The organism is Glycocaulis sp., from assembly GCF_051859565.1.
In the GTDB taxonomy this organism is placed as follows: Bacteria; Pseudomonadota; Alphaproteobacteria; order Caulobacterales; family Maricaulaceae; genus Glycocaulis.
The window spans coordinates 1-25042 of the sequence record NZ_JBHYFK010000006.1 but is presented as its reverse complement, the minus strand read 5'-3'; the positions used below and the strand labels follow the sequence as shown (position 1 = coordinate 25042).

The following is a 25042-nucleotide window of genomic DNA, read 5'->3' as shown; positions in this document are numbered from 1 at the left end:
TTTTTCAGACGAATAGACGCTCCATGATCGCGCGCATCGCCCTCCTCGCCCTTGTCGTGCCGGCCCTGACGGCCTTTGCCCCCAAGCCGGGTATGCTCGCCACGCAGGCGCCCGTTACTGGCAGCGCCCAGTCCGACGCCACCTACCCGCTCGAACAGCTCGCCGGCGTGCTGGGAGAGCTGCATGCGCTTGCCTTCCTGTGTCAGGGATCGGGCGCGCAAGCCTGGCGCCGCCGGATGGAAGAAATGCTGTCGGTGGAAGCGCCCGATGATGCGCGCCGCCAGCGCATGATTACCCGCTTCAATGATGGCTTCCGCCAGCACCAGCAGCGGCGCACGCGCTGCGGCGCGGAAAGCGAGATGGAGGCCCAGCGCCTTGCGCTGCAGGGTCAGGCCCTGTCTGAGACGCTGCGCCGCAATTACGCGGATTAGGGCCTTTCACCCTTCCCGCGTTTCACCGGCGTAAGCCGGTGCCCAGAAAGTGCTGGATCCCGGCGTCCGCCGGGAAAACGCGTTTAATGGTCGCCCCTCTCCGCGTCATTCCGGGCGACCATCAGGGAGACCCGGAACCCAGTCGGCGCGTAGCGCTGCAAGGGCGACCGCCCGCCCGCGACTTTTCGCGGAACATCGCAACGCGGATGCGTTGCAGAACAAAAAAACTCTGGGTTCCGGATAAGCGCTGACGCGCTTTCCGGAATGACGAAGTGAATGGCGTTACCAATCACCTCGTCATGCCCGCGTAGGCGGGCATCCAGAGATCGTAGGGCGAAGACAGTGCCAAGCTGCTCTGGGTTCCCGCCTGCGCGGGAACGACGAAGAAATCTCACAACGGAATATTGTCGTGCTTCTTCCACGGGTTGGTGAGTTTCTTGTCGCGCAAGGTCCGCAGCGCCTTGATGAGGCGCACGCGCGTATTCCTCGGCTGGATCACGTCATCGAGATAGCCGCGTGAGGCGGCCACGAACGGGTTGGCAAAGCGCGTCTCGTAATCCTTCACGTGCTCGGCCATTTTTTCAGGATCATCCATGTCCTTGCGGAAGATGATCTCGGCGGCGCCCTTGGGGCCCATCACGGCGATTTCCGCCGTCGGCCAGGCATAGTTCACATCGCCGCGCAGATGTTTCGACGCCATCACGTCATACGCGCCGCCATAGGCCTTGCGGGTGATGACAGTGAGTTTGGGCACGGTGGCTTCGGCATAGGCAAAGAGCAGTTTCGCGCCGTGCTTGATGAGCCCGCCATATTCCTGGCGCGTGCCGGGCAGGAAGCCGGGCACGTCGACGAAGGTGATGATCGGGATTTCAAACGCATCGCAGAAGCGCACAAAGCGCGCGGCCTTCTTGGAGGCATCGATATCGAGCACGCCCGCGAGCGAAAGCGGCTGGTTGGCGACAAAGCCCACCGTCTGGCCTTCCAGACGGCCAAAGCCGACCACGATATTTTTGGCGTAGTCCGGCGCGATTTCGAAGAAATCGCCTTCATCCGCCGTTTTCACGATTAGCTCGCGAATATCGTAGGGCTTGTTGGGGTTGGGCGGCACCAGCGTTTCAAGGCTCGGCTCCACGCGGGCCGGATCGTCATAGACCTCGCGTACGGGCGGCTTTTCACGGTTGTTCAAGGGGAGAAAATCAATCAGACGGCGCATCTGGAAGAGCGCTTCAAGATCGTTGGAGAAGGCCCCGTCGGCCACGCCGGACTTCTTCGCGTGGACGCTTGCCCCGCCCAGCTCCTCATGGGTGACGATCTCGTTGGTGACGGTTTTGACCACGTCCGGCCCCGTCACATACATGTAGCTGGTATCCTTCACCATGAAGATGAAGTCGGTCATGGCGGGCGAATAGACATCGCCGCCCGCGCACGGCCCCATGATCACGCTTATCTGCGGGATCACGCCGCTAGCCAGCACGTTGTTCTGGAAAATCTCGGCATAACCGCCCAGCGCATCAACGCCTTCCTGGATGCGCGCGCCGCCCGCATCGAAAAGTCCGATGATGGGCGCGCCGTTCTTCAGCGCGGTTTCCTGCAGGCGGGTGATCTTGCGGGCGTGCGCCAGCGAGAGCGAGCCGCCAAACACGGTGAAGTCCTTGGCGAACACATAGACGAGGCGGCCGTTCACCGTGCCAGAGCCCGTGACCACGCCATCGCCGGGAATTTTCGATTCGCCCATGCCGAAATCGGCGCACTGGTGCTCGACAAACATGCCGGTTTCTTCGAACGAGCCGGGGTCCAGCAGCACGTCGAGGCGCTCACGCGCGGTCAGCTTGCCTTTGGCATGCTGTGCGGCAATCCGCTTTTCGCCACCGCCGAGGCGTGCCGCTGCACGCTTGTCATCAAGCTGTTCGAGAATGGGTTTCATCGGTTTGGCCGTCCGCCCTGAACTGGAGTTGTGTTGGTCGCCGTGCTGGTTAGCACGCAGAGGCCAAAGGGCAAATCCCGGCCAGCTCCGGCGCAGGCGCAAACGCCCCGCGACAAGCAGGCCAAACCCTTGCTAGAACGCTGCTCATGACCAGTAACGACACCTCACGCCCTGCGGACACGTTCGAGGAAATGGACGAGGCGGCAGCCTCCGGCGCGATCACGGCGACCGATCCCGGCGCGGCCCATGGCAAATTCCGGCCCGGCATCGCCTCGCGCGTCGGCATGGCTATCGGGCGCGCTTTACCGCCCGGCCGTCCGGGTTTGAAGCTTGCCGGACTTGCCCAGCCGCTTGCCATGAGCGCGCTGAAAGACGGCGTGGCCGATATCAAGGTACTGGGCATGAAGCTGCGCCTGCACCCGCTGGACAATCTGTCAGAGAAGCGCGCCTTCCTGACCCCGCAATGCTTTGACGCGGTGGAGCTGGACGCGCTGCGCGCGGCCATGGGGCCGGGCAAGACCTTTATCGATATCGGCGCCAATGCCGGGCTTTACAGCCTTGTCGCGGCCAAGGCGGGCGGCCCGGCCGCGCGCGTGATCGCGGTGGAGCCACAGGACGAGATGCGCCGCCGCCTCGCCTATAATGCGCGCACCAACAATCTGGAGAATATCGAGATTTCCGGCGTGGCGCTGGCCGATTATGAGGGCGAGAGCGTGATGCGCCTGATCGGTCATAATCGCGGCGGCACGCAGCTCGCCGTGACCGATGATGGCGCGAGCGGACGCACCACAGCCGTGCGCGTGGCAAAGCTCTCCACCCTGCTGGAGGAGTTGCGTGTCAGCCGGCTGGACGTGATGAAGATTGATGTCGAGGGCGGGGAGCTGGCCATTCTGGCTCCCTTCTTCGCCAGCGCGCCGCGGGAGACCTGGCCGGAGATGATCATCATGGAACGCCCGGCCATGAACAAGGTCGAGGCCGGGCGCGATGCGCTGTCGCTTGCCTGCTCACGCGGCTACCGGGTCGAGACCGAGACCCACGCCAACGCCATTTTGAAACTCGCCCGCACCGAGGGCTGACGGGAAGGCGCGGGGGGGCAGACAGGGCATGGTCTTCAGCACGCCGATATTCCTGTTCGTCTTCCTGCCGCTGACGGTTCTGGCGTTCTACGTGGTGAACCGGCGGCTGGGCCATGAGGCGGGGCTGATCTTCCTGCTCCTTGCTTCGCTGGTCTTCTATGGCTGGTGGGATGTGCGCTTCATGCCGCTCATCCTCGGCTCGATCGTGGTCAATTACGCCCTCGCGCGCGTCATCAGGCCCGGCAATGGCGGCTGGCTGCTGGCCTTTGGCGTCGCGCTTAATCTGGGCGCGCTGGGCGTGTTCAAATATGCCGATTTCTTCGTGCGCAATGTGAACGCGCTGACCGGGCTGGAGCTCGCCGAGCCCGGCCTGCCCTTGCCGCTCGCCCTATCCTTCTTCACCTTCCAGCAGATCGCGTTCCTGGTCGATTGCTCACGACGGATCACCGCGCCCGACGGCAAACCCCACCGCTACAGCCTGTTCGTCGCCTTCTTCCCCCAGCTGATCGCCGGCCCGATCGTCCATCACCGCCTGATGTCGCCGCAGCTGGGCGAGAAAGACCGCCAGAGCGATATCAGCGCCAATCTGGGTATCGGGCTGTCCATATTCGCGGTCGGCCTCGCCAAAAAGGTACTGCTGGCCGACAATCTCGCCCCTTACGCCAATGCCGCGTTTGACACCGCCGCCGCAGGGGAGCCGGTCGGGCTGTGGCTCGCCTGGACCGGCGCGCTGGCCTACACGCTGCAGATATATTTCGACTTTTCGGGCTATTCTGACATGGCGATGGGCATTGCGCGCATGTTCGGTTTTCAGCTGCCGGTCAATTTCAATGCGCCCTACAAGGCCCGCAACATCACTGATTTCTGGCGGCGCTGGCACATCACCCTGTCGCAGTTCTTGCGCGACTATCTCTACGTATCGCTTGGCGGCAATCGCAAGGGCTATGCCCGCACCCTCGCCAATCTGATGATTGTCATGCTGCTGGGGGGCTTGTGGCATGGCGCGGCGTGGACCTTCGTGGTCTGGGGCGGGCTGCACGGCGCGGCCCTGATCTGGTGCCGCCTGCTGGACCGCTGGTTGCCGAACGGCCTTTTCGGGCGCTTCTGGATAGCGTCCAGCGCCTGCACCTTCCTGTTTGTCATCATCACCTGGGTGTTCTTCCGCGCCACCAGCTTTGATGCGGCGGCCATCATGCTGCAGGGCATGGCGGGCCTGAACGGGCTGGGCGTCAATCCCGGCGACGGGCCGTTCATAGCAGCCCTGATCGGGCTGATCCTTGTCTGGTCACTGCCGGAGACCGCGCAAATTTTCTACCGGCAGATCGAGGATGGCGTACTGAAGACCGCCAATGTCGCGCCGCCGCGCAAGGAGCGCTGGAAGGCGAATATGCGCTGGGGCGTCGGCCTGTCGGTCCTGCTGTTTGCGTGCATGATCGCCAGCTGGTCCTATTCCGAATTCATCTATTACAACTTCTGATCTGATGCAGCGCTACACCCGCCTCTTCCTCATCATTCTCGGCAGCGCACTCGCCCTCTTTGTGGCGTTCAACGCGCTGGTCGATCCGTATGATACGGGAACGGGTCCGCGCATTGCGGGTCTCACCGCAGAGAAAACCCGCGTCCACGAGGACGGGCGGCGCGTGCAGGTCGGCCACCAGATAGGACAGGTGAACGCAGGCACGCTCATCACCGGGTCTTCGCGCACGGTGGACGGTTTTCCGGTGGAGGTCGAAGACTGGCCGGGGGGGCTGTGGAATGCCGGCATCAGGGGGTCGAACGCGTTCGAGCTGGCACATCTGGCCGCCATTGCAGGCCGGGAAGCGAACCTGCGTTGCTTCATCGTCGGCCTCGACATGGCCGAGTTTGCCAGCGGCGAAAAATACAAGCCCGCCTTCCCGATCAGCCGTCTGGCCGACGGCCGGCGCTGGGTGGCCACGGCGCGCGTGACCCTCTCGCCGAATACGTTTGCCCGCGCCGTTCAGACCGTGCAGGAGAACGTCACCGGCACCGCACCCGAACCGCCCTTCCGCGACGTGTACCAGCCGGGCGAGCAGTACCGGCGTTTCCTGAACACGCCGCTTCCCACGCTCAGCTATTACCGCGCCATGCGCGTTTCGCCTGAACGGATGGATTTCCTTTTTTCCACGCTGGAAGCGCTGGCACGCGAAGGCGTGCAGGTGATCGGCTATATCCACCCGGTCCATGCCTGGAACGAGGAAGCCATTTTCGCCGCCGGACGCACGCAAGCCTATTTCGACTTCCGTAGCCAGATGGCGGCGCGCTTCGCCGCGCTGGAACAGGCTGGCGAGCCGGTAAACGCCTGTGTTCCCGGCGGCGCGGCCGTGTTGTGGGATTTTTCAGGCTACCAGCCCCCGTCCACCACTCCCCTGCCAGCCTCCGACCAGACCATCAGCCATGATGTCTATCACGAGCCTGCGCACTATCTGCCCGCGCTGGGGCTGCAAATGCTGGCCGTCATCCAGGCGGGCGAACCGATAGACGGGTTTGGCATCAATCTCAGCCAGAGCGATCCGCGCAATAGCGAGGCCGCCATTCTTGCGCGGCGGGAGGCTTATCTTGCCACGCAGGACGGCGAGAGGCTGCACGCCATGCTGGCTCCGGGCCTTACAGAGACAGGCTCGCGCGGCTGGCAGAGCGTGGGTATCAGCCACGCCGAATGGCGCAGCCTGATCGCGCTGAACGGGGCGATAGCCAGACGCGAGGAGCGGCTCGCGGCCAGCGCCGACTAGTTGCGCTGACGCAGGAGCTTTTTCAGGAAGTATTGCAGCCCGCCACGGTTTTCCTTGCGGTCGAGCTCGTCCTGACTGGTCAGGAAGGTGACCTGGATCACGTAGCGCTCGCCCTCGAACGGCAGATGGCCGTGCCAGGAATTGTCAGAACGCAGGAAGGCGAAAACCTGCCCAGCGAGCGGTGGCACCTGGGCGGTATAATCGGCAAAATCGTCCGGCCCGTTGAGTACGCGAATGCAGCCCGCATCGCTCTCATCCCAGTGCTCATTGAGATAGAGCAGCATGGTGAGGATTTTCGATTTTGAATCGTTGTGGATCGGCCCATCCGACAGCTTGGAGATGCGGCGCACCGTGATCATGCGCGGCTTGTCGGACAGATCGATGCCCAGTTTCTCGCCGAGTATCTCTGCAAGACGCGGGCTCATCAGATCATCGGTGACGGCGGCGAACGCGCCCTTGCGCTCCAGCTTTGAGAGCGGCAAATAGCCCGGCTCATTGATACCGGGATAATCGGCGCGGATCTGCGCAGCCTGCTCCGGCGTCACGACATTTTCGGCCATCAGGTAGGTGTAGGGCTGGTGCTGCACCGGACCGGAGGCCAGAGCCTCGAAATTCATCAGCGTGGTGGCGCTCATCCGCTCGTCCTTTGAAACCGTCGCGCTTTCTGTAAGTTCTATCTACTATCGCAGCCTGTCCCGTTCAATCGGCCTGCGCTTACGCGCCGCACTGGCAAGGAAAGAGACCATCATGTCCGAACCCGATATCATTATTGAAGGCCGCAAGAAGGATCTGGGCGGGTTTCAGGTGGCGCGCGTGCTGCCATTCGCGAAGAAGCGCATGGTCGGCCCGTTCGTGTTTTTCGACGAAATGGGACCGGCAAGGTTCGCGCCCGGCAATGGAATCGACGTGCGCCCGCACCCGCATATCGGGCTGGCCACAGTCACCTATCTGTTCGAAGGCGCCATGCACCATGCCGACAGTCTGGGCGTGTCGCAGGAAATCCTGCCCGGCGCTGTCAATCTGATGATTGCCGGCAGCGGCATAACCCACTCGGAACGCACCGACCCGGAGGTGCGCGCGCGCGGCTTCTCCCTGCATGGCATCCAGACCTGGATCGCCCTGCCCGAGGCGCGTGAGGAGGACATGGCCAGCTTCGAGCATTACAGCGCCGACACTCTGCCGGTCTTCGTCGAGGGCGGCGCCACGATACGCCTGATCATCGGCAGCGCCTATGGCCACACCGCGCCGACGACCATGCTGTCGCCGACCATCTATTTCCACGCCGATCTGGCGCCGGGAGCATCACTGAACTTGCCCGAGGGCCACGATGAACTGGCGGTCTATCTGGTGTCAGGTGACGCCAGCGTTGATGACACCGCGCTGGAGCCCGGACAGATGGGCACGCTGGAAGGCCGCAGCGCCAATATAACGAGCCAGAACGGCGCGCGCGTGATGGTTCTGGGCGGCGCCGTGATCGGCAAGCGATTCATTGAGTGGAATTTCGTTTCGTCCTCCAGGGAGCGCATCGAGAGGGCGAAGGAGGACTGGCGCGCCAGCGCCGCTGGCGGCTGGACCGGCACACCGTTCACCCTGCCGCCGGGTGAAAACGAATACATTCCCCTGCCCGGCGACGATCTGCCCGAACCCCCTGCCCCGTCGAAGGACTGCCCGACGACCTAACCTTCCTTTTCGAGAGCCTTGAGGCGGGCGGCCAGGTCACTGCGCACGTGCAGAAAGTCGAGTATTTCGACGTCCCGGCCTGTTCGCCGGAACACGATGAAATGCATGGACGCACGCCGGCAGGCCACTTCGCCGTCACCGCGCATCGTCAGGCCGTGCAGACGCCGGTCGAGAGGGGATGGCGCCGGCAGGGACTGGCAGGCACCCAGCAGTTCAAGGCGATAAGCCTGAGCCTGTTCCGGGCCGAAACGGTCAAATGTCCAGTCCGCGATATCCACAAGCGCCGCAACGGCGCGTGACGTAAAGCGAATGGCCATCAGGCAGAATTACGTCTGCTGTGGCGGCGCTCCGCGCTATCGAAAGCCTGATTGATAATGTCTTCGACGCTGCCATCGGCGAACTCGCCCGCATCGGCCTCGGCGAGGCTGGCTTCGATGCGTCCGCGCAAGGCCGCCATCGTCGCTTCCTCCCGCTCCAGCAGGCGCAGCCCCGCACGCATGGCTTCGCTCACATTCTGATAGCGGCCTGATTTCACCAGACCGTCCAGCATCTCGGCCTGGGTATCGGTGAGCACCACGTTGCGCGTGACCATTACTGCCTCCTCGGATTGTTGGCATAATATGCCAATCAAGGCCAGAATGCTACTCCGGCAATATCGCCTCCAGCGCCTTGCCGGTCACCAGATAGGTGGCAAAGCTCGCCAGCCAGTGACTGCCCTCATAATGCTCATCAGAGACCGATGCGACGCCTGCTTCACGGTGCTCGGCCGCCGAAGCGAGCAGTGAAGCGATACGCGCATCGCCCTCCGGCAGGCGGGCGGCGATAGCCTCCAGATTCCAGGCGCGTGACAGGTTGAACCCGTCCAGATGGACCAGCTTACCGTCTGTGGGGTCGAGCACCACGCCGGGGCGGATCCAGTCCGCGCTGCCATCTTCGGGGATTTGCGGCATGAAGGCGGCCAGCCAGTCGGAAAACTCTGACCGGCCCATCACCCGGCGCATCAGGTCGGCCTGCATCATGCAGGGCGAGAGGAAGTCCTCGCCCGATGGTTCATACGCCAGCGGACAGTTCACATCGGCCAGATGGAACTCACGCGTCTTCTCCACCAGCAGCGCTTCCAGCTCGCCATGCCCGGTCTGGCGCGCCCAGTCGAGCGCCAGCGCAAAGCCGAACGCGGTCTGGTTATGGGTGCCCGAGCGCACCGGGTAGACAAGATTGGGCAGCCATTCGAGATAGCGGCTGACGGCAACCGCCTCCAGCGGCCGCAGGGTTTCGGCCCAGCGCTGCGCGTCGGCATCGTCAAAGGCGCGCAATTCCGCCGTCAGTTGAAGCAGCCAGGCAAGCCCGTAAGGGCGTTCAAACGATGCCCGGCCTTCGCCTGCCATATAGGCGGCCTCCACCGCAGCCGCGTCATCGGTGAAGTTCCGCTCCAGCGCCGCGCGCGCCGGGGCTGCGATCGGCGAATCGGGATAAAGGCGCATCAGGCGCACCAGCAGCCAGTGGCCATGCACGGCGGAATGCCAGTCATAACAGCCATAGAAGATCGGTGTGAGCTGGCTCGGCGGCAGCGCATCCGCGTCCGAATGCAGCACGTGCGCGATCTTGTTGGGGTATTCGCGGTGTACACAATCCAGCGCCAGCCGGGCAAACCGCTCGGCCTGCGAAACATCCAGCATGGCATCGCCCTCCTCTGCTTTCGCGGCTCCGGCCCCGGCCACCATGAAGCCGCCAAGTGCCCAGACCAGCAGCCATTTTCTGAAACCCGTCTTCGCCGACCCTCCCTGTCCGTTCAGCTTCGCGAGCCTAGGCGCCATCGCACCGCGGGGAAAGCGCCGCACTTTGTGTACTTGGCGCGCCGGCTGTTTCGGGGCTAGAAGGAAGGCCATGCACGACAAGGCCCCGGCAAGCGGGCCAGTCCGAGGGAGATATCATGTCTGACGTAGCAACGCCGATCCGCGATCTGCGGGATCTGGGTATTACCCGTCCAGGCAAGCTGAACATCAACTGGCTTGAACCGGCCCTTTACGAAGAAGCCATCCGGCGCGGCGAAGGCCGTGTGGCTAAGGGCGGCGCGCTACTGGTCGAAACCGGCCAGCACACCGGGCGCTCCGCGCGCGACAAGTTCACCGTGCGCGACGAAAACACCGATGGAAACATCTGGTGGGACTTCAACGCCTCCATGACACCGGCGCATTTCGACGCGCTCTGGGCCGATATGCGCGCCCATATGGAGGGCCGCGAGCTCTTCGTGCAGGAGCTGTTCGCGGGCGCAGACAAAGCCCACCGCCTGAATGTGCGGGTCGTCTCCGAGCTCGCCTGGCATTCGCTGTTCATCCGCCATTTGCTGCGCCGGCCTGAAAACGCAGAGCTGACAGACTTCGCAGCAGAATTCACCATCGTGAACCTGCCAAGCTTCCGCGCCGACGAGCACCGTCATGGCACACGCCATGGCTCTGAAACCGTCATCGCGATCAATTTCACCGAAAAGCTGGTCCTTATTGGCGGCACCTCCTACGCAGGCGAGACCAAGAAGGCCGTCTTCACGATCCTGAACTACCTCCTGCCCGAAAAGCACATCATGCCGATGCACTGCTCGGTCAATGTGGGCGAGAAGGGCGATAGCGCGGTCTTCTTCGGCCTGTCGGGTACCGGCAAGACCACCCTCTCGGCTGATCCCAGGCGCAAGCTGATCGGGGATGACGAGCACGGCTGGTCGGAAAACGGCCTCTTCAATTTCGAGGGCGGCTGCTATGCCAAGATGATCCGCCTGTCCAAAGAGGCCGAGCCGGACATTTACGCCACCACCGCCATGTGGGGCACCGTCCTTGAAAACGTGGTGATGGACCCGGCAACCCGCGCCCTCGATCTTGATAGCGCCGAACTGGCCGAGAACTCGCGCGGCGCCTACCCGCTGCACTACATTCCCAATGCCTGTGACAAGAACACATGCGGCCACCCGTCCACGCTGGTCATGCTGACCTGTGATGCGTTTGGCGTGATGCCGCCCATCGCACGGCTGACCCCGGCGCAGGCCATGTATCACTTCCTGTCGGGCTATACGGCCAAGGTCGCAGGCACCGAAAAGGGCGTGACCGAGCCGTCGGCTACCTTCTCCACCTGCTTTGGCGCGCCCTTCATGCCGCGCCACCCTGCCGAGTATGGCAATCTCCTGCGCGAGCTGATCGCCCGCCACGGCGTGCAATGCTGGCTGGTCAATACAGGCTGGACGGGCGGCGCCTATGGCGTGGGCCACCGCATGCCGATCCGCGCCACGCGCACGCTACTGAACGCAGCCATCGACGGTTCACTGTCAGCGGCCCAGTTCCGGAAAGATCCGGTCTTCGGCTTTGACGTGCCGGTATCGGTACCCGGCATTGACCCGGCCATCCTCGATCCGCGCCAGACCTGGAGCGATGCATCCGCCTATGACGCGCAGGCGCTGAAACTGGCTGACATGTTCGTGGCGAACTTTGAGAAGTTCGAGACTCATGTGGATCCGGCAGTGCGAGCCTCCGCCCCCAGCCCGGACGCCATCCGGGCGGCAGCGGAGTAGCTGGCCGGGCCAAAATGGAGATTGTCCGGCTTTGGCCCGGTCATGACGCCCGCTTCCGCTGAAGCGGGCGTAGTCTGCGCACCCCAACTCGTCACCCCCACGCAGGTGGGGGTCCAGAGATCGAAGGGCGAAGGCAGGTGCCAATCAGCTCTGGGCTCCCGCCTCAAGCGGGAACGACGAAGGGAGTGCTGGAGCGGTTACGCGCTCTGGCGTTGACCACCGCCGGGCTTGCGCCGGCGATTGCCTGAACGCTTCTGGCCGCCGCCACCATTGTTCTGCTGGCCACGCTGGCCGCCCTGACGATTGCCGCCCTGGCCACCACCGTGTCCGCCACCCCGGCGCGGGCCGCGCTGGGGCTGAACCGGACGCGTCGGGCCAGAGATCGGCGGCGCATCATTGAGCCCCTTGATCCGCAGACCCGTGAGCTTCTCGATATCCTGCAGCAGGCCACGCTCGTCCGGGGCCACCAGAGCCACGGCCCGGCCTTGCGCGCCGGCACGGGCTGTACGCCCGATCCGGTGAACATAGGATTCCGGCACGTTCGGCAGCTCAAAGTTTACCACCAGTTCCACGCCATCAATATCCAGCCCGCGCGCGGCAATGTCGGTCGCTACCAGCACCCGCATCTCGCCGGACTTGAACGCGGCAAGCGCTTTCTCGCGCTGGTTCTGGCTCTTGTTGCCGTGAATGGCAGCCGCCTTGTGGCCGTACTCGGCCAGAAACTTCGCCACCTTGTCGGCCCCGCGCTTGGTGCGGGTGAAGATGATGGTGCTCTTGTTGGCTTCCGGCGCCATCAGGTCGATCAACGCCTGACGCTTTTCCGCCGTGCCGACATACATGACCGATTGCTCGATGCGCTCGACCGGCTTGGACTGGTTGGCAACGGCCACCGTCACCGGATCGTGCAGGAAGTCGTCTGCCAGCGCGCGGATAGGCGGCGGCATGGTGGCCGAGAACATCACCGTCTGGCGCGGCTTGCCCACCATGTGCAGGATTTTGCGAAGCGCCGGCATGAAGCCGAGATCGAGCATCTGGTCGGCTTCGTCGAGCACAACCAGCGAGGTGAGGTCGAGGCGCGCCTTGCGGTCGGCCACATGGTCCAGCAGACGGCCGGGCGTGGCCACCAGAATATCGAGGCCGCGCGCAAGGGCACGCACCTGCGGCCCGTGCTTCACACCGCCAAAGACAACCGCATGCGTCAGGCCCGTATGGCGGCCATAAACGGCGATGGAATCGCCAATCTGGGCAGCCAGCTCGCGCGTTGGCGCAAGGATCAGGCAGCGGCAGGAGAGGCCCGGAGCCTGCTTCTTTTCAGCCAGCAGGCGGGTCAGGATCGGCAGCACGAAGGCCGCCGTCTTGCCGGTGCCCGTCTGGGCGATGCCGACAACGTCCTTGCCCTGCAGAAGCGGCGGGATGGCGCGCACCTGAATCGGTGTCGGCGTCTCATAGCCTTCATCCACGACTGCACGCTCGACCGGGGCCGCAAGGCCCAGCTCAGTAAATTTAGTCATATCAATGCCTTTCATGCGGGCGCGCAAACATGCGTCAGCCCGCGAGGGGAGTTTTGTTTTTTGACAACTGCGCAGATCAGCCGCCGGTTAGGAGATGGGCCTGCCACACTGGCAGATCATGCATCTCACGCCCGGACTGAAGGTTTGCGGGAGATGTCCGCTACCGGTCCGATCAGGCCACGCTTGAAGCCCTTAGGAGGGCCTTTCTACGCACGCAGCACTTATGCGCTGGCGCGGTGTATGCGCATGCTTTGCGGCGAATGCAAGGCGTATTGCGGTCAGATCACAAGATCGGGATCGAAAAAGATGGCCATCTGGCTTGCGCCGCCCACCCCGTCGCGCACACCGGCAATATCACGCACCAGCCAGCGCCTGTTGTGACGCGCCGCCACGCCTTCGGCCCATGCCCGGAAGCGCGCCCGGTCCCACTCAAACGTGTGTTCGGGATGGCGGAAACGGTGAACGGGCACGCCCAGCAACGGATTGTATTCGGCGTTGGGTGTGGTGATGACCACCAGTTTCGGCGCGATGATATCAAAGACCGCCTTCTCCCAGCGCGAAAGCTGGTCAGGAGGCAGGTGTTCGATGGTTTCCACCATCACTACCGCGTCGACCCCTGCCAGCTCGGGGCGCGGCTCGAGCATGGAGCCTTCAATCAGCGTCACACGGTTGCGGATATTTTCATCAAGGACGGCCAGTGCCGCGCGCAATGCCCCAAGCGCGGTAACGGATTGCTCAATGCCCGCCAGACGCACAAAGGCAGGGTCTTTGGCCAGACGTAGCAAAAGCGCGCCATCACCGCATCCCAGATCGGCAACCGAACGGGCGCTTGTCAGGCGCAGCACGTCCATCACCGCCTGCAGACGCTCTTCATGCAGGGCTGTGCTCAAGGCTTTCTCATCAGGGCGATGTCCTTGGCCGGTATCTCGCAGTGCCAGCCGAAATGTCCCGCCAGCCAGCGCAGGGTCTCCTCGCGATAGAAAACCACATGAGTGGGGTCCTTGCGGTAGTGCCAGCCACCAAACCGGGCATCATCGGTGTGAAAGCAGGTCATCACGCCCAGCCATCCGCCTGGTCTGAGCAGATCATCAAGCCGCGCAAACTCGGCCGCTGGATCATGGAAGTGCTCGGCCACCTCGCTGCACGTGATGAAATCATATGTCCGGTCCAGAACCGCGGCGCCCGGCGCATAGAACGGATCGTAGAGCGCCACCGAATGACCTGCCTCCTCCATCATGGCCGCCAGTGCGGGGCCGGGACCGCAACCATAGTCCAGCCCGTGGCTGCCCTCTGGCAGCCTCTCCAGCAGCGGCTCGGCGAGGCGTGACAGAAAATGTCTGTAGCCTGCGTGCGAAGCGTCGTTCTCATGCAGGTCATAATGGGCGCGTTCGGTATCCGCATCCGGGCGGTAGCAGGGCTCGAGATATCGCGCGCCGCACCCAAGGCAGCGGCTATAGACCTTCGCCCCCTCATTGAAAAAGGCCTCAACCTGGCGCCCGGCACAAACCGGGCAGGCACTTTGCACCATGCTGGTTCCCCACCTTGCCCTTGGCTCCGGACGGGTCGATCACACAAAGTTTGTAGCCGGAGCAATACAGGATTACCCTGCCCTTCAAATCAGGGGCATTTAATCATATCCACGCCTGCCAGACACGTTTATCAGAGCAGCAGGCGGGGGCAGCAGGGCTTTTGTAATCCAACCGGACCGCTTGATCTCACCTTACAGCGGGATGGACCAGCGGCTCGCAGGAAAGGCGGATATCGGTGATTTCCGGCGGTCTTGATCAGATTTTCGAATGGCCGCGTCCGGTCAAGCGCGCGATTCTGACCATTGTGGACGCCCTCTTCATCGCGGCAAGCTTCCTTGCTGCGATGATGCTGCGCCTGGATAGCCTGCACTGGGTAAGCGCGCCTCAGATCTGGGTAGCGCTGGCCATCACGCTGCCTGTGACTTTGCTCCTTTTCGACAGGCTGGGCATCTATCGGACGGTAGTGCGCTTTATCGGAACCGATTCGCTGAAGGCTCTTGGTCTCGGCGTCATTCTCTCAGCCTTGTTCGTGTTCACAGCCAGCCATTTCTTCCAGCTGCTGGTGCCGCGCTCGGTCCCCTTCATCTACGCCCCGCTCCTGTTCATCCTGGCAGGCGGTGCACGTTTCGCCGTCCGGTCACTCTTCCTTCAGCGCCGGTCATTGCAGAAGTCGCGTGTCATCATCTACGGCGCCGGCATGTGTGGCCGCCAGGTTCTGGTATCCCTCCAGCAGGCTTCAGACTATCTGCCGGTCGCCTTTGTGGACGATTCGCCGGAGCTTCAGGGCGCCCATATCGGCGGGTTGGAGGTATTTCCGCCCCAGGCCGTACCGCGCCTGATGGCCTCCACTGGCGCGAAAATTGTGCTTCTGGCCATCCCCAGCGCAACGCTCGCCCAGCGCAAACGCATCATCGCGCAGATGGAAGACCTGCCCGTCCGAGTCCAGACCATTCCCGACATGAGCGATATCGTCTCTGGACGGGCCAATGTAAGCGAGATCAGACAAGTGGCCCCCGAGGACATGCTCGGGCGTGACCCGGTTCCCCCCGATCCCGCTCTGATGGGCGCCAATATCGCTGGCAAGGTGGTGCTGGTGACCGGAGCGGGCGGATCAATAGGCTCCGAACTCTGCCGGCAAATCCTCCGGCAGAAACCCAGCCAGCTTGCCCTGCTCGAACAGTCAGAGATCGCGCTTTACATGATCGAACGCGAGCTGGATGCAATGGCCTCCAAGGAGGGGATCGATGTTGTCATCACGCCGCTGCTCGGCTCGGTCCAGCACGAAGGCCGGATAAGTACAGTCCTCGCCCGGCTGGGTGTGAACACGATTTTTCACGCCGCCGCCTACAAGCACGTCAATCTTGTGGAGGAGAACGTCGTCGAGGGCCTGCGCAATAACACGTTCGGCACATTGACCATGGCGCGCGCCGCCATTCAGGCGGGCGTAAACATGTTCGTGCTCGTTTCCACCGACAAGGCGGTACGGCCGACCAATATCATGGGCGCCAGCAAACGGATGGCAGAGCTGGTCTGCCAGTCGCTGGCTTCCGAGCAGTCGCGCACCCGTTTCTGCATGGTCAGGTTCGGCAATGTTCTGGAGTCCTCGGGCTCTGTTGTTCCGTTGTTCCGCCGCCAGATTGCCGCCGGAGGGCCGGTAACGGTGACCCATCCGGACGTCACCCGCTACTTCATGACCATTCCCGAGGCATCCCAGCTGGTCATCCAGGCAAGTGCGCTTGCGCGGGGAGGAGACGTCTTCGTTCTCGACATGGGCGAGCCGGTGAAGGTCTACGACCTTGCCCGGCGCATCATCAGACTGTCTGGCCTGAAACCTTATGTCGCCGGCGAACGCGGAGCGGAAACAGGCGATATCGAGATCGTTTTCGGAAAACTGGGGCCTGCCGAGAAGCTGCACGAGGAATTACTGGTATCTGACCATGCGCGGCCAACCCGTCACCCGCGGATCCTGACAGAGCCCGTAACCTCGATGGCGTGGGCCGAGCTTGAACCCGTACTGCACCGCCTGCGCGATGCCTGCGACGCGTATGACATCACTAATATACGCAATATTCTGGTGAGGGCGCCGGTCGAATATACCCCTGCCCCCCGCATCGCCGATCTGATGTGGCGCCTGACGGCACGCAACGCTGCGGCAGAATAACATGCAGGCCGCGCGCGGGTTACGCGGCAAGTGTTGACTATGCTGAGCGGATGGTCTGTACACCCCTGACACTTGCAAGAAAGTACGGGGCAGTCATGCCGGATTTCGCCGCGAACCTTAAAAGCTACGCTGCCCGGTTTGGTGCAGGCGCCGGCGAACGCTCGCGCCCTTTGTCACCGCACCTGAAAGCGCTGGAGGCTGAATCCATTCACATCATGCGCGAGGTTGCGGCAGAGTTTGCCAATCCCGTCATGCTCTACTCCATCGGCAAGGATTCAGCGGTCATGCTGCATCTGGCGCTGAAGGCCTTTTACCCCTCCCGTCCGCCATTCCCGCTGCAGCATGTCGACACCGGCTGGAAATTCCGAGACATGATCACCTACCGCGACACCCTGGCCAATGCGCTGGGGCTGGAACTGCGCGTGGAGATCAATGAGGAAGGCGTAAAACGCGGTATCAACCCGTTCGACAGCGGTTCAAACCTGCACACGCAGGTGATGAAGACCGAGGCACTGCGCAACGCAATGAACCGCCATCGCTATGACGCAGCCTTCGGCGGCGCACGGCGCGATGAAGAGAAATCACGCGCCAAGGAGCGGATTTTCTCCTTCCGGGACGCCCACCATGCCTGGGACCCGCGCAATCAGCGCCCTGAGCTCTGGCGCACCTTCAACACCCGGATCAAGCAGGGCGAATCTATCCGGGTTTTCCCCCTGTCCAATTGGACCGAGCTGGATATCTGGCAGTACATCCTGGAAGAAGATCTTCCGATTGTCCCGCTCTACCTGGCCGCTGAGCGTCCCGTTGTCGAGCGCGGAGGCACCCTGCTCATGGTCGATGACGACCGTTTCCCGCTGCAGCCGGGCGAAACGCCGCAAATGCGCCGGATACGGTTCCGCACGCTGGGCTGCTATCCGCTCACCGGGGCTATCGAGTCCGATGCAACATCACTGGAAGACATCGTGCTGGAAATGCTGACGGCGCGCACGTCAGAGCGCTCCGGCCGCCTGATCGACCACGACGAATCCGGGTCGATGGAAAAGAAAAAGCGTGAGGGATATTTCTGATATGGCCGAGGGGGACGCACGCAGCACCGTGCTGAGCCGGCTCACGCGGGCTGGCGACAAGGGGGTCTTGCGCTTCATCACCTGCGGATCGGTGGATGATGGCAAGTCGACGCTGATCGGACGGCTGCTTTACGATTCCAAGCTGTTGTTCGAGGATCAGATCGCCACGCTTGAGCGTGACTCGAAAAAGCACGGCACGACCGGCGAGAACACGATGGATTTCGCGCTTCTGCTCGACGGGCTGGAAGCCGAGCGCGAGCAGGGCATCACCATTGATGTCGCCTACCGCTTCTTCAACACGGAAAAGCGCAAATTCGTCGTCGCCGACACACCCGGCCACGAGCAGTACACCCGCAACATGGCGACGGGCGCCTCGACCGCGGACCTCGCGATCATTCTGGTGGATGCCCGCAAGGGCGTGCTGACCCAGACGCGCCGCCACACCTATATCGCCAACATGATGGGCATCCGCCACGCCGTGCTGGCGGTCAACAAGATGGACGTCGCCGGGTATTCCCGCTCGCGCTTCCACGAGATCGTGTCGGACTATCTGCGTATCGCCGAGACACTCGGCTTTGACACCATCACGCCGATACCAATCTCGGCCCTGCATGGCGACAACATCTTCGCGCCTTCAGAGGCCATGAGCTGGCATGACGGCCCTACCCTGCTGGCCCATCTGGAGAGTGTGGAAACCGCGACCGAGGAAGTGGCCAACCGGCCTTTCCGCATGCCGGTCCAGTGGGTGAACCGGCCCAATCTCGATTTCAGGGGCTTCTCCGGCGCCGTCACCTCAGGGCGGATCACCGCCGGTGACGAGATCGTCGCGGCCCTGAGCGGCAAGACGGCCAATATCGCGCGCATCGTGACCGCTGATGGCGACAGAAACGAGGCCGTGGCCGGCGACGCGGTGACCATCGTGCTCGACCGCGATATTGACGTGTCGCGCGGCGATATTCTCGCCGACCCCAAGGCCCGTCCGGAGGTTTCCGGCCAGTTTGCCGCCGAGCTTTTGTGGATGGCCGAGGAGGAGATGCTCCCCGGCCGTTCCTACCTGCTCAAGGCAGGCGGCCAGGTAACGCCAGCCTCGGTGACGACGCTCAAGCACAAGCTGAATGTAAACACGTTCGAAAAAGAGCCCGGCACCAGCCTGAAGCTCAACGAAATCGGGGTGTGCACGCTGGCCACCTCCCGCGCCATCGCCTTCGATCCTTACGCCGACCAGCGCGATACCGGCTCCTTCATCCTGGTCGACCGTTTCACCAATCAGACGGTTGCTGCCGGTATGATCGAGTTCGGCCTGCGCCGGGCCAGCAATGTCCACACCCATGCGATGGATGTCGATCAGACCCGCCGCGCCGCCATGAAAGGCCAGAAGCCGTGCGTGCTCTGGTTCACCGGCCTGTCGGGCGCGGGCAAGTCAACAATCGCCAATCTGGTCGAGCGCAAGCTGGCCGAAGGCGGGCGCCACACCTATTCGCTGGACGGCGACAATGTGCGCCACGGGCTGAACCGGGATCTGGGCTTCACCGATGCCGACCGGGTGGAAAACATCCGCCGCATTGGCGAGGTGGCCCGCCTGTTTGTGGATGCCGGTCTGATCGTGACCTGCTCCTTCATCTCGCCCTTCCGCGCCGAGCGCGCCATGGTCCGCGAGATGCTGGAAGAGGGTCGCTTCATCGAAGTGTTTGTAGATGCACCGCTGGAGCTGTGCATCCAGCGCGACCCCAAAGGCCTCTACAAGAAGGCTCAAGCCGGCGAGATCAAGAACTTCACCGGCTTCGACAGCCCCTATGAAGCCCCCGAAACGCCCGAACTGCACCTGCGCACCGGCGAAATGTCCGCCGAAGAGGCCGCCGAACAGGTGATCGACCAGCTGATCAAACAGGGACTGATCGGGTAGGAGTGGGAACAATCACTTTGGCGTAAGGATGGGAAGGTCGGTGTTGAACGCGGCGTTGAAGCGCTTAACAGCCTCCTTCAGCTCGGCACTGTTGGTCAGGAAATCCCGCTCTTCCTCAGTGAGCTCGGAGCGCGCGGGCTTCCCTGTGACGTTCAGCGTGGAGTTTCTGTTACTGGTGCTGGCTAGCGCTTGTGCAGCCGGTTGCCGCCCATCGCCGCCGAATAATGGGCGATAGACGCGGTCAAACAGCCAGTCCTCGCGGGAGGCGGCATCCAGAAACGCATTAAGATGCAACAGGTGGATCTGCCACCCCCCATCCTTGCTCTCGTTCCAGGCCTTGAACTTCACAATAGATTGCAGGAGCGGCAGCAAGCGCTCCACATATTCTTCTACGTCCTTCCTCCAGCCACGGCTATGAAGAGAAAGGAAATTCTGATCCAGATTGCGGATACAGAAGAAGAAGTGCCGTTCATTTTCGAACTCGCCGTATAGCTCATTCATCAGCCGCCAACGCTTCTCTATCTGCGGCGTCTTGAAGCCGACGACATGTCTGGAGGTTAAGGCATTAAAGTTGAATGGCATTTGAGGGCTTTTGGCGTACATTCCCGTCAATGTCAGGGCGACACGATGCGAAGCAAACTTCTTCTGGCGGCCTCGCCCGCGAAGGGTACGCCGCGCCGCCTCCTCAGCATGATAGGCCGCCATCTCCTCGAGGGCGCCCTTCACCTTTGGCAGGGCGTAATGGCCCACTTCGCCAAATAGCTGTGTATCGGGGTGCGCCGATATCAGATCAGCAAAGTTCCGGGTCCCGCTGCGGGGACTCCCGCCAATAATGCACAGTTTGGGATCGCTCATGCCATCTTCTCCAACGCGTGATCCCTCACCGCGACCGAAACGGGTAATTCACGGAACGTATTGAGCATCTGAGAGCCTTCCTGCGCCTTCCATCGCTCAGGCCGGCAGCAGCTGGTGACCGGGAGCGAGAGCCTTTTCCCGCTCGCCCTCGGGCAAGCTCGCAAACTGGTCCGAGGACAGGATATCAAAGTCTTTGGCAATCATGCCCACCAGTGCCCGATATTCTTCCGTTCGCTGGTCATTCACATAATTGGCGATCTTTCCGCCTTCGTCGAACTCCAGCAATGACCATGAGTGGGTGAGCAGGTTGAGGAATTTACGTTTCTCACCGCTCCGGTCCTGCAGAGCATATTTGCGATAGAGCGCTTTCACATTGTGTGCTCCGTCGCGTTTCATGGGGAAGGCGAACGAAGCAAAGACGCTTTCATCACGCTGCTCCTCGGTCAGCGGAATTTCGATCACTCCGTTGGACCAGCGGTACGGGCCATCCAGCTCGGCAGGCTGCGCGCCGCGCCCCATGGCGGCAGATTTGTGGCTGGCGTTAAAGGAAAGCTGCAACCCCGCCTCGGCCATTGCCTCAATGGTCGCGCCGCTCCAGCGGAATGATCCGGCCCGGTAGGCGAGCGTAGGCCGTCCGGTAAGCTGCGCCAGCCGGTCGGCAAAGTGCTTCAGGACGAAGTGCGCCCGGCTCTTGTCGAACTCGTTCATCTGGGACGGCTCAGACGGCAAGTCGTGACGCGCCCAGAACGTATCGGGCAGAATCTCCGGGTGAGCGTGAAGCTGCACGTCTTCCCCCGCATCACCAAGATAGCGGGCCACCTCAGCGATCGACTCGCCGAACAGCTCTTCTTCACACATATCGAGAAAGAAGACGTGCCGGGCGCCAAACTCCTTGCCTATCGCCGCCATTTCCCTGATCCCGGCGCGCCCTTTTGGGTGCTCCCCCCAGATCAGCTTGTTGACGTGGCGGTTTTTCGCCCGGTAGCGCATGGCCTCGGTATCTACCGTCAGGAAAGCCAGCCGCGAGCCCAGCCGGTTTACCGCCGGACAAGCCGGGCGAGGTTCCAACAAGTCTACAACCCGCTTGGGCGCGTACTGCGAGTAGGTTTGCCACTTTCCAGGATCAATAACGCCCCTGGACGCCAGAGCAGAAATGCCATCTGCCAGCTTATGAGCGGCGGCTTCCTTCTCAGCCTCCGTCAGACGGATTTTCTGCGCATTTTCTGACAGCTTGGTGCGGACGTAGGGCACCTCTTCAAACGGGAATGAATCAATCTGCAGAAATTCTGAAAGGCGGCCCAGCAACTCGGCGCGCCTTTGTTGGAGATCCTCAAGTGCGTAGATGAATAACCGCTTCCCGGGAAACGCGTTCTCGAAGCGCTCAAGCTGCATATTGTAGTCAGAATACGCTAGCGCCTGGGCAAGAAACCTGGCTCTTGCCTTCGGGTTGTCGGGATCGACATATCCCTTGCCCGCATTATGGACAAAGTGACTTTCGATCCGCTCGATCGGATCCCTCATGGCGTAGATGAAGGTGAAGTCCAAGCCTGAGCGCCGCATCCGCTCAGGCACCCGCTTGATAAGGGGGTATTTGGTATAGTGGGTGGACGATTCAAGCCCGTAGAGATGGGTTTCGGGGTCGAACTCGGCCCATCCTGAGAGATACCAGCTCAGCCCTTTCTTCCAGTTCTCATCACTGGAAAAGAAGTGGGGGTCGTGCGCCTTTTCGTGGGGGCAGAGCTGAGGGTGCTGAGACAGATAGCGCAGCATCGCCCGGGTCCCACACCGCATGCCGCCAATCATGACCAGTAGTTTGGCCGGTATAGCCGCCTTGTTAAGCTTAGACTGGGGGGGTATTTCATTCATAAGAAATGCCTCGAGGCCTGCTGACGTAGGGTGCCCCATCGGTCATCTGACGTTCGACAGACAAACCTCGCGATCGCAACAAATTGAAGTTAGTAGATTGACCCTTCAACGACATCCTCGCGAGAAAAGCGTTTCCAGCACTAGCTGGCGTGATGTAGTCGGTCAAGGCAAGCATATGCCCTCAAACAAATAGTTCAGCTTGAAGGCTGCCCAACGACCTGATAAGGAACAAATCGAATTCAATGTGGATACGAGCGTTTGAGAATTGGCATGTACACAAAAGAGTGCGTAAAAATATTCAGCACGTCGGGCAGCATTAATGGCGCCCGGAGATTGGCAAGTCTTATTCCCCTTAATGCAGAAGCATTACTTTTTGAAAAGGAAAAATTTATCTCAACGGATAAGGTTTTCATATCACACAACACAAGAAAAATACCATCCCAAGAAAATTGTAACTCTATACTATATGCGCTGCAGAGCGTTGTTAATAGAGCCCTTAACGACAAGTCGTTCGCATCTCAGATAGTAGATTATCCACCTCGCGCCATCTACACCAACACAGCGACAGCTGCTGCGGACTTGCGCAAACTGGGCCTGAAGGCGGAGTGTCTGTATCGCCCCAGCAAGCTGAATATGCCCGACGAATACACCCCCCTTCCTGAGGAGCCGCGGGTGTTGCTCTACTGGAAGGCAGATCATCCACCCATGGCTGCCTATCGCGACGCCGTGACTTCGCTAATCCGAAGCTTGCCAGAAGTGCAGTTCTGGACGTTTCCGGACAAAGTCCCTCCCGTCGATGCGCCGAACGTAAAGGCGCTGGGGCGCATCCGCATGGAAGAGGTGGTTCCGCAGGTTCACGGCATGGTGCGGATATGCGACCGGTATGACTACGGGCGCTCCACTTTTGACGTGTTGCTGTATGGACGGTGGGTTTTGTACAATGACATGCCGGACGAACTGTTTTCGCTGTCAGCGCCCTTGCCTGCCATGGCCGAAACGGTGAGCAAGCTGGTAAGCGAGCGCTCCGAGGAGCGGGCACGCAAGCAATTTGACGACGTGACGCGCTATTTTAGTGAAGCTGAGTTAAGGCGCCGCTGGGCGAATGCAATCTTGCCACATCTGGATGGGGAAATTGGCGTGGGGCCCAAAGAACAGGCGGCAGTCAAACGGTTTTGCACGCAAGAACATCAGCTGGATGGCGCAACACTTCGCATCGACCGCCTGACTGGCGAAGTGTCGCTATCGGGCGGCGGGACGCTCAGGGAACTGCCAAAGGGCCAGGATCAGGATATGTCTACCGGGCCTGTGCTGGTTAGCGGCCCTGGCCCGGTAGAGATCAAGGCAGGGGGCGGCAAGCTGCGTTGGCGCGCGTTTGTAGGCAAATCCCCCGTTGGGTATTTCATCACCAGCCCTATGGCGGAAGACAGATTTGAAGCCTGCAATCAGGTTCACGGCTATCTTCATCAGGAGCAGGCCCTGGCGCTGTTCCATGCTGGCAGATGCGCCACACCAGGGGCCGCACTGGTGGAGATCGGTGCCTATCACGGAAAATCCACCAACTTCCTCGCGGAGGGGACGGAAGGCGTTGATGCATCCATTGTCTCAGTGGATACATTTGAAAATCACGCCATGACTGAAGGTCTCCAGCCGACATTTGAAGCCTACAGCGCGAATGTACAGCGCTTTGGCGACCGTGTGCGTCCTGTAAAGGGCTTTTCGCACGAAGTGGTGGATCAGACGCCTGACAGCATCAACTATCTGTTTATTGACGGCGACCATTCCCTCAAGGGCTGCGCAACAGATTTGAAATATTACTACCACAGAGTGGTGCCAGCCGGCGTGATTTCATTTGACGACTATTATGACAAAAGCCCCAGCAAACGTGTGAAGCGGGTCGTGGATCACTTCGTCGATCTCGGACTGCTAACATTCATCACCGAAGCTCGCAGCCATGCCGTAACTGTCAAATCACCAGCCAGTGCCGTTGTGTGCTCGCCCAAAAGCGGATCCAAGGGCAAGGCCACGCACAAGGCACTCAAGGCAGCCGGACAACGTGCCTTTGTGGTTTCAAGCGACGGTCTGAGAGCAAAGAACGAGGCGGCGATTCTCGCAGACAGCGCACTTCATGCGGCTGAACACGTCGTCTCCATTAACTACACCAAGCTGCCCGCTGCAGTGCGCAAGCGGTGTACGCTCGTGCTGCTGAACGCCGCTTCGGATTCGCTCTCTGCTGACCCGCAAAAGCAAACGGACCTCTGTGCCACACCGTTCGCCGAGGTCATTGTGCCCCATGAAGATTTGGCTCAATTGCTCCGCGGACAGGGCATCAATGCAAAAGCAATGGAGCTCGACTCGTATTTGGCCAGCTTGCGCCCCGGGAGCTAGGCTACCGCCCTCTGTCAGTCAGCACCTTGCGGTAAACGTCTGCCACGCGGGCGCCCGCCACGTCCCAGGTGCGGTGGGCCAGCACCCAGCGGCGCGCCTCGGCACCCAGCTGTGCGCGCAAGGCCGGGTCAAGGATCAGGCGCTCGAGTGCATCGGCAAGAGCCTGGGTCGAGCCCTTGGCAAACTGCAGGCCGCGCTCCTCGTGCTCCACGATCTCGGCCAGCGCCCGCACATCCGACACGATCACGGCCTTTTCCATCGCCATGGCTTCAAATGGCTTCAGGGGCGACACGACCTCGCACACCTCCCAGGGTTTGCGCGGGAAAGGCGCGATGTCGACCAGCGAGTAGT

The 25042-nt window shown here is 61.7% G+C and carries 21 protein-coding genes; 10 read left to right on the top strand and 11 right to left on the bottom strand.

Annotated features, from left to right (window positions below; all coding sequences use genetic code 11):
• The first annotated feature begins 23 nt into the window (after positions 1–23).
• The gene (locus ACTIGC_RS09680; protein WP_439634205.1) at positions 24–431 is read left to right on the top strand and encodes a TIGR02301 family protein; all 408 of its coding nucleotides are present in this window, start codon (positions 24–26) and stop codon (positions 429–431) included.
• A gap of 391 nt (positions 432–822) precedes the next feature.
• Here ACTIGC_RS09680 and ACTIGC_RS09675 read toward each other — a convergent pair whose 3' ends face one another.
• Positions 823–2355 carry an acyl-CoA carboxylase subunit beta gene (locus ACTIGC_RS09675; RefSeq protein WP_439634204.1) on the bottom strand — a complete coding sequence of 511 codons (1533 nt, stop codon included), beginning with the start codon at positions 2353–2355 and terminating at the stop codon, positions 823–825.
• A 146-nt stretch (positions 2356–2501) separates the two neighbouring features.
• Here ACTIGC_RS09675 and ACTIGC_RS09670 point away from each other — a divergent pair, with 146 nt between their 5' ends.
• From ACTIGC_RS09670 to ACTIGC_RS09660, 3 genes are read left to right on the top strand one after another with little or no spacing between them, the layout of a single operon-like run.
• A complete protein-coding gene (locus ACTIGC_RS09670; protein WP_439634203.1) occupies positions 2502–3431 on the top strand; it encodes an FkbM family methyltransferase in 930 nt (309 codons plus the stop codon).
• Between the two features lie 28 nt (positions 3432–3459).
• The gene (locus ACTIGC_RS09665; protein WP_439634202.1) at positions 3460–4908 is read left to right on the top strand and encodes an MBOAT family O-acyltransferase; all 1449 of its coding nucleotides are present in this window, start codon (positions 3460–3462) and stop codon (positions 4906–4908) included.
• Positions 4909–4912: 4 nt separating this feature from the next.
• Entirely contained in the window at positions 4913–6181 is a 1269-nt protein-coding gene (locus tag ACTIGC_RS09660; protein WP_439634201.1) for a hypothetical protein, read from the top strand.
• Here ACTIGC_RS09660 and ACTIGC_RS09655 read toward each other — a convergent pair.
• Positions 6178–6816 carry a 2OG-Fe(II) oxygenase gene (locus tag ACTIGC_RS09655; RefSeq protein WP_439634200.1) on the bottom strand — a complete coding sequence of 213 codons (639 nt, stop codon included), beginning with the start codon at positions 6814–6816 and terminating at the stop codon, positions 6178–6180. The two genes, ACTIGC_RS09660 and ACTIGC_RS09655, sit on opposite strands and share 4 nt — an antisense overlap.
• Positions 6817–6928: 112 nt before the next feature.
• Here ACTIGC_RS09655 and ACTIGC_RS09650 point away from each other — a divergent pair, with 112 nt between their 5' ends.
• Positions 6929–7861, top strand: coding sequence for a pirin family protein (locus ACTIGC_RS09650; RefSeq protein WP_439634199.1), 933 nt, complete (start codon positions 6929–6931; stop codon positions 7859–7861).
• Here the strand turns inward: ACTIGC_RS09650 and ACTIGC_RS09645 are convergent.
• Genes ACTIGC_RS09645 through ACTIGC_RS09635 form a run of 3 tightly spaced genes read right to left on the bottom strand, consistent with a single transcriptional unit; the run spans position 7858 to position 9675 of the window.
• A complete protein-coding gene (locus ACTIGC_RS09645) occupies positions 7858–8178 on the bottom strand; it encodes a type II toxin-antitoxin system RelE/ParE family toxin (protein ID WP_439634198.1) in 321 nt (106 codons plus the stop codon). The two genes, ACTIGC_RS09650 and ACTIGC_RS09645, sit on opposite strands and share 4 nt — an antisense overlap.
• On the bottom strand, positions 8178–8453 hold the full coding sequence (locus ACTIGC_RS09640; protein WP_439634197.1) for a type II toxin-antitoxin system ParD family antitoxin: 276 nt from the start codon (positions 8451–8453) through the stop codon (positions 8178–8180). The genes ACTIGC_RS09645 and ACTIGC_RS09640 overlap by 1 nt, the downstream gene beginning before the upstream one ends.
• A gap of 49 nt (positions 8454–8502) precedes the next feature.
• Positions 8503–9675 carry a DUF2891 domain-containing protein gene (locus ACTIGC_RS09635; protein WP_439634196.1) on the bottom strand — a complete coding sequence of 391 codons (1173 nt, stop codon included), beginning with the start codon at positions 9673–9675 and terminating at the stop codon, positions 8503–8505.
• A 116-nt stretch (positions 9676–9791) separates the two neighbouring features.
• Here ACTIGC_RS09635 and ACTIGC_RS09630 point away from each other — a divergent pair, with 116 nt between their 5' ends.
• Entirely contained in the window at positions 9792–11414 is a 1623-nt protein-coding gene (locus ACTIGC_RS09630; protein ID WP_439634195.1) for a phosphoenolpyruvate carboxykinase, read from the top strand.
• A gap of 197 nt (positions 11415–11611) precedes the next feature.
• Here ACTIGC_RS09630 and ACTIGC_RS09625 read toward each other — a convergent pair whose 3' ends face one another.
• The 3 genes from ACTIGC_RS09625 to ACTIGC_RS09615 form a co-directional block, all read right to left on the bottom strand.
• Positions 11612–12925 (bottom strand): DEAD/DEAH box helicase, encoded by a 1314-nt coding sequence (locus ACTIGC_RS09625; protein WP_439634194.1) that lies wholly within the window; start codon positions 12923–12925, stop codon positions 11612–11614.
• Between the two features lie 278 nt (positions 12926–13203).
• Positions 13204–13815: a methyltransferase gene (locus ACTIGC_RS09620; RefSeq protein WP_439634193.1), complete on the bottom strand. Its 612-nt coding sequence runs from the start codon at positions 13813–13815 to the stop codon at positions 13204–13206.
• Entirely contained in the window at positions 13812–14453 is a 642-nt protein-coding gene (locus ACTIGC_RS09615; protein ID WP_439634192.1) for a class I SAM-dependent methyltransferase, read from the bottom strand. Before ACTIGC_RS09615 ends, ACTIGC_RS09620 begins: the two co-directional genes overlap by 4 nt.
• Positions 14454–14689: 236 nt before the next feature.
• Between ACTIGC_RS09615 and ACTIGC_RS09610 the strand changes: the two genes are divergently transcribed.
• From ACTIGC_RS09610 to cysN, 3 genes are all read left to right on the top strand, one after another.
• Positions 14690–16615, top strand: coding sequence for a polysaccharide biosynthesis protein (locus ACTIGC_RS09610; RefSeq protein ID WP_439634191.1), 1926 nt, complete (start codon positions 14690–14692; stop codon positions 16613–16615).
• Between the two features lie 95 nt (positions 16616–16710).
• Entirely contained in the window at positions 16711–17682 is a 972-nt protein-coding gene (gene cysD, locus ACTIGC_RS09605; RefSeq protein ID WP_439634190.1) for a sulfate adenylyltransferase subunit CysD, read from the top strand.
• A 1-nt stretch (position 17683) separates the two neighbouring features.
• Positions 17684–19585, top strand: coding sequence for a sulfate adenylyltransferase subunit CysN (gene cysN / locus ACTIGC_RS09600; protein WP_439634189.1), 1902 nt, complete (start codon positions 17684–17686; stop codon positions 19583–19585).
• 12 nt (positions 19586–19597) lie between these two features.
• On the opposite strand, the gene ACTIGC_RS09595 is transcribed toward cysN, so the two are convergent.
• Together ACTIGC_RS09595 and ACTIGC_RS09590 are read right to left on the bottom strand one after the other, a co-directional pair.
• The gene (locus ACTIGC_RS09595; RefSeq protein WP_439634188.1) at positions 19598–20440 is read right to left on the bottom strand and encodes a hypothetical protein; all 843 of its coding nucleotides are present in this window, start codon (positions 20438–20440) and stop codon (positions 19598–19600) included.
• Between the two features lie 96 nt (positions 20441–20536).
• Positions 20537–22243: a sulfotransferase domain-containing protein gene (locus ACTIGC_RS09590; protein WP_439634187.1), complete on the bottom strand. Its 1707-nt coding sequence runs from the start codon at positions 22241–22243 to the stop codon at positions 20537–20539.
• A 333-nt stretch (positions 22244–22576) separates the two neighbouring features.
• On the opposite strand from ACTIGC_RS09590, the gene ACTIGC_RS09585 reads away from it, so the two are divergent.
• Complete coding sequence (locus tag ACTIGC_RS09585) at positions 22577–24691, top strand: class I SAM-dependent methyltransferase (protein WP_439634186.1); 2115 nt, start codon at positions 22577–22579, stop codon at positions 24689–24691.
• A gap of 1 nt (position 24692) precedes the next feature.
• On the opposite strand, the gene ACTIGC_RS09580 is transcribed toward ACTIGC_RS09585, so the two are convergent.
• Positions 24693–25042, bottom strand: a 350-nt coding sequence (locus ACTIGC_RS09580) for a glycosyltransferase (RefSeq protein WP_439634185.1), incomplete at its 5' end; no start/stop codon positions are given.

What these genes read in the sequence shown, in the direction of transcription:
- ACTIGC_RS09635 (WP_439634196.1), bottom strand. Translation starts at nt 9,675, where the DNA reads ATGGCGCCTAGGCTCGCGAAGCTGAACGGACAGGGAGGGTCGGCGAAG.
- ACTIGC_RS09585 (WP_439634186.1), top strand. Translation starts at nt 22,577, where the DNA reads ATGTACACAAAAGAGTGCGTAAAAATATTCAGCACGTCGGGCAGCATT.
- cysD (WP_439634190.1), top strand. Translation starts at nt 16,711, where the DNA reads ATGCCGGATTTCGCCGCGAACCTTAAAAGCTACGCTGCCCGGTTTGGT.
- ACTIGC_RS09665 (WP_439634202.1), top strand. Translation starts at nt 3,460, where the DNA reads ATGGTCTTCAGCACGCCGATATTCCTGTTCGTCTTCCTGCCGCTGACG.
- ACTIGC_RS09650 (WP_439634199.1), top strand. Translation starts at nt 6,929, where the DNA reads ATGTCCGAACCCGATATCATTATTGAAGGCCGCAAGAAGGATCTGGGC.
- cysN (WP_439634189.1), top strand. Translation starts at nt 17,684, where the DNA reads ATGGCCGAGGGGGACGCACGCAGCACCGTGCTGAGCCGGCTCACGCGG.
- ACTIGC_RS09615 (WP_439634192.1), bottom strand. Translation starts at nt 14,453, where the DNA reads ATGGTGCAAAGTGCCTGCCCGGTTTGTGCCGGGCGCCAGGTTGAGGCC.
- ACTIGC_RS09660 (WP_439634201.1), top strand. Translation starts at nt 4,913, where the DNA reads ATGCAGCGCTACACCCGCCTCTTCCTCATCATTCTCGGCAGCGCACTC.
- ACTIGC_RS09590 (WP_439634187.1), bottom strand. Translation starts at nt 22,243, where the DNA reads ATGATTGGCGGCATGCGGTGTGGGACCCGGGCGATGCTGCGCTATCTG.
- ACTIGC_RS09655 (WP_439634200.1), bottom strand. Translation starts at nt 6,816, where the DNA reads ATGAGCGCCACCACGCTGATGAATTTCGAGGCTCTGGCCTCCGGTCCG.
- ACTIGC_RS09640 (WP_439634197.1), bottom strand. Translation starts at nt 8,453, where the DNA reads ATGGTCACGCGCAACGTGGTGCTCACCGATACCCAGGCCGAGATGCTG.
- ACTIGC_RS09625 (WP_439634194.1), bottom strand. Translation starts at nt 12,925, where the DNA reads ATGACTAAATTTACTGAGCTGGGCCTTGCGGCCCCGGTCGAGCGTGCA.
- ACTIGC_RS09595 (WP_439634188.1), bottom strand. Translation starts at nt 20,440, where the DNA reads ATGAGCGATCCCAAACTGTGCATTATTGGCGGGAGTCCCCGCAGCGGG.
- ACTIGC_RS09630 (WP_439634195.1), top strand. Translation starts at nt 9,792, where the DNA reads ATGTCTGACGTAGCAACGCCGATCCGCGATCTGCGGGATCTGGGTATT.
- ACTIGC_RS09675 (WP_439634204.1), bottom strand. Translation starts at nt 2,355, where the DNA reads ATGAAACCCATTCTCGAACAGCTTGATGACAAGCGTGCAGCGGCACGC.
- ACTIGC_RS09670 (WP_439634203.1), top strand. Translation starts at nt 2,502, where the DNA reads ATGACCAGTAACGACACCTCACGCCCTGCGGACACGTTCGAGGAAATG.
- ACTIGC_RS09645 (WP_439634198.1), bottom strand. Translation starts at nt 8,178, where the DNA reads ATGGCCATTCGCTTTACGTCACGCGCCGTTGCGGCGCTTGTGGATATC.
- ACTIGC_RS09680 (WP_439634205.1), top strand. Translation starts at nt 24, where the DNA reads ATGATCGCGCGCATCGCCCTCCTCGCCCTTGTCGTGCCGGCCCTGACG.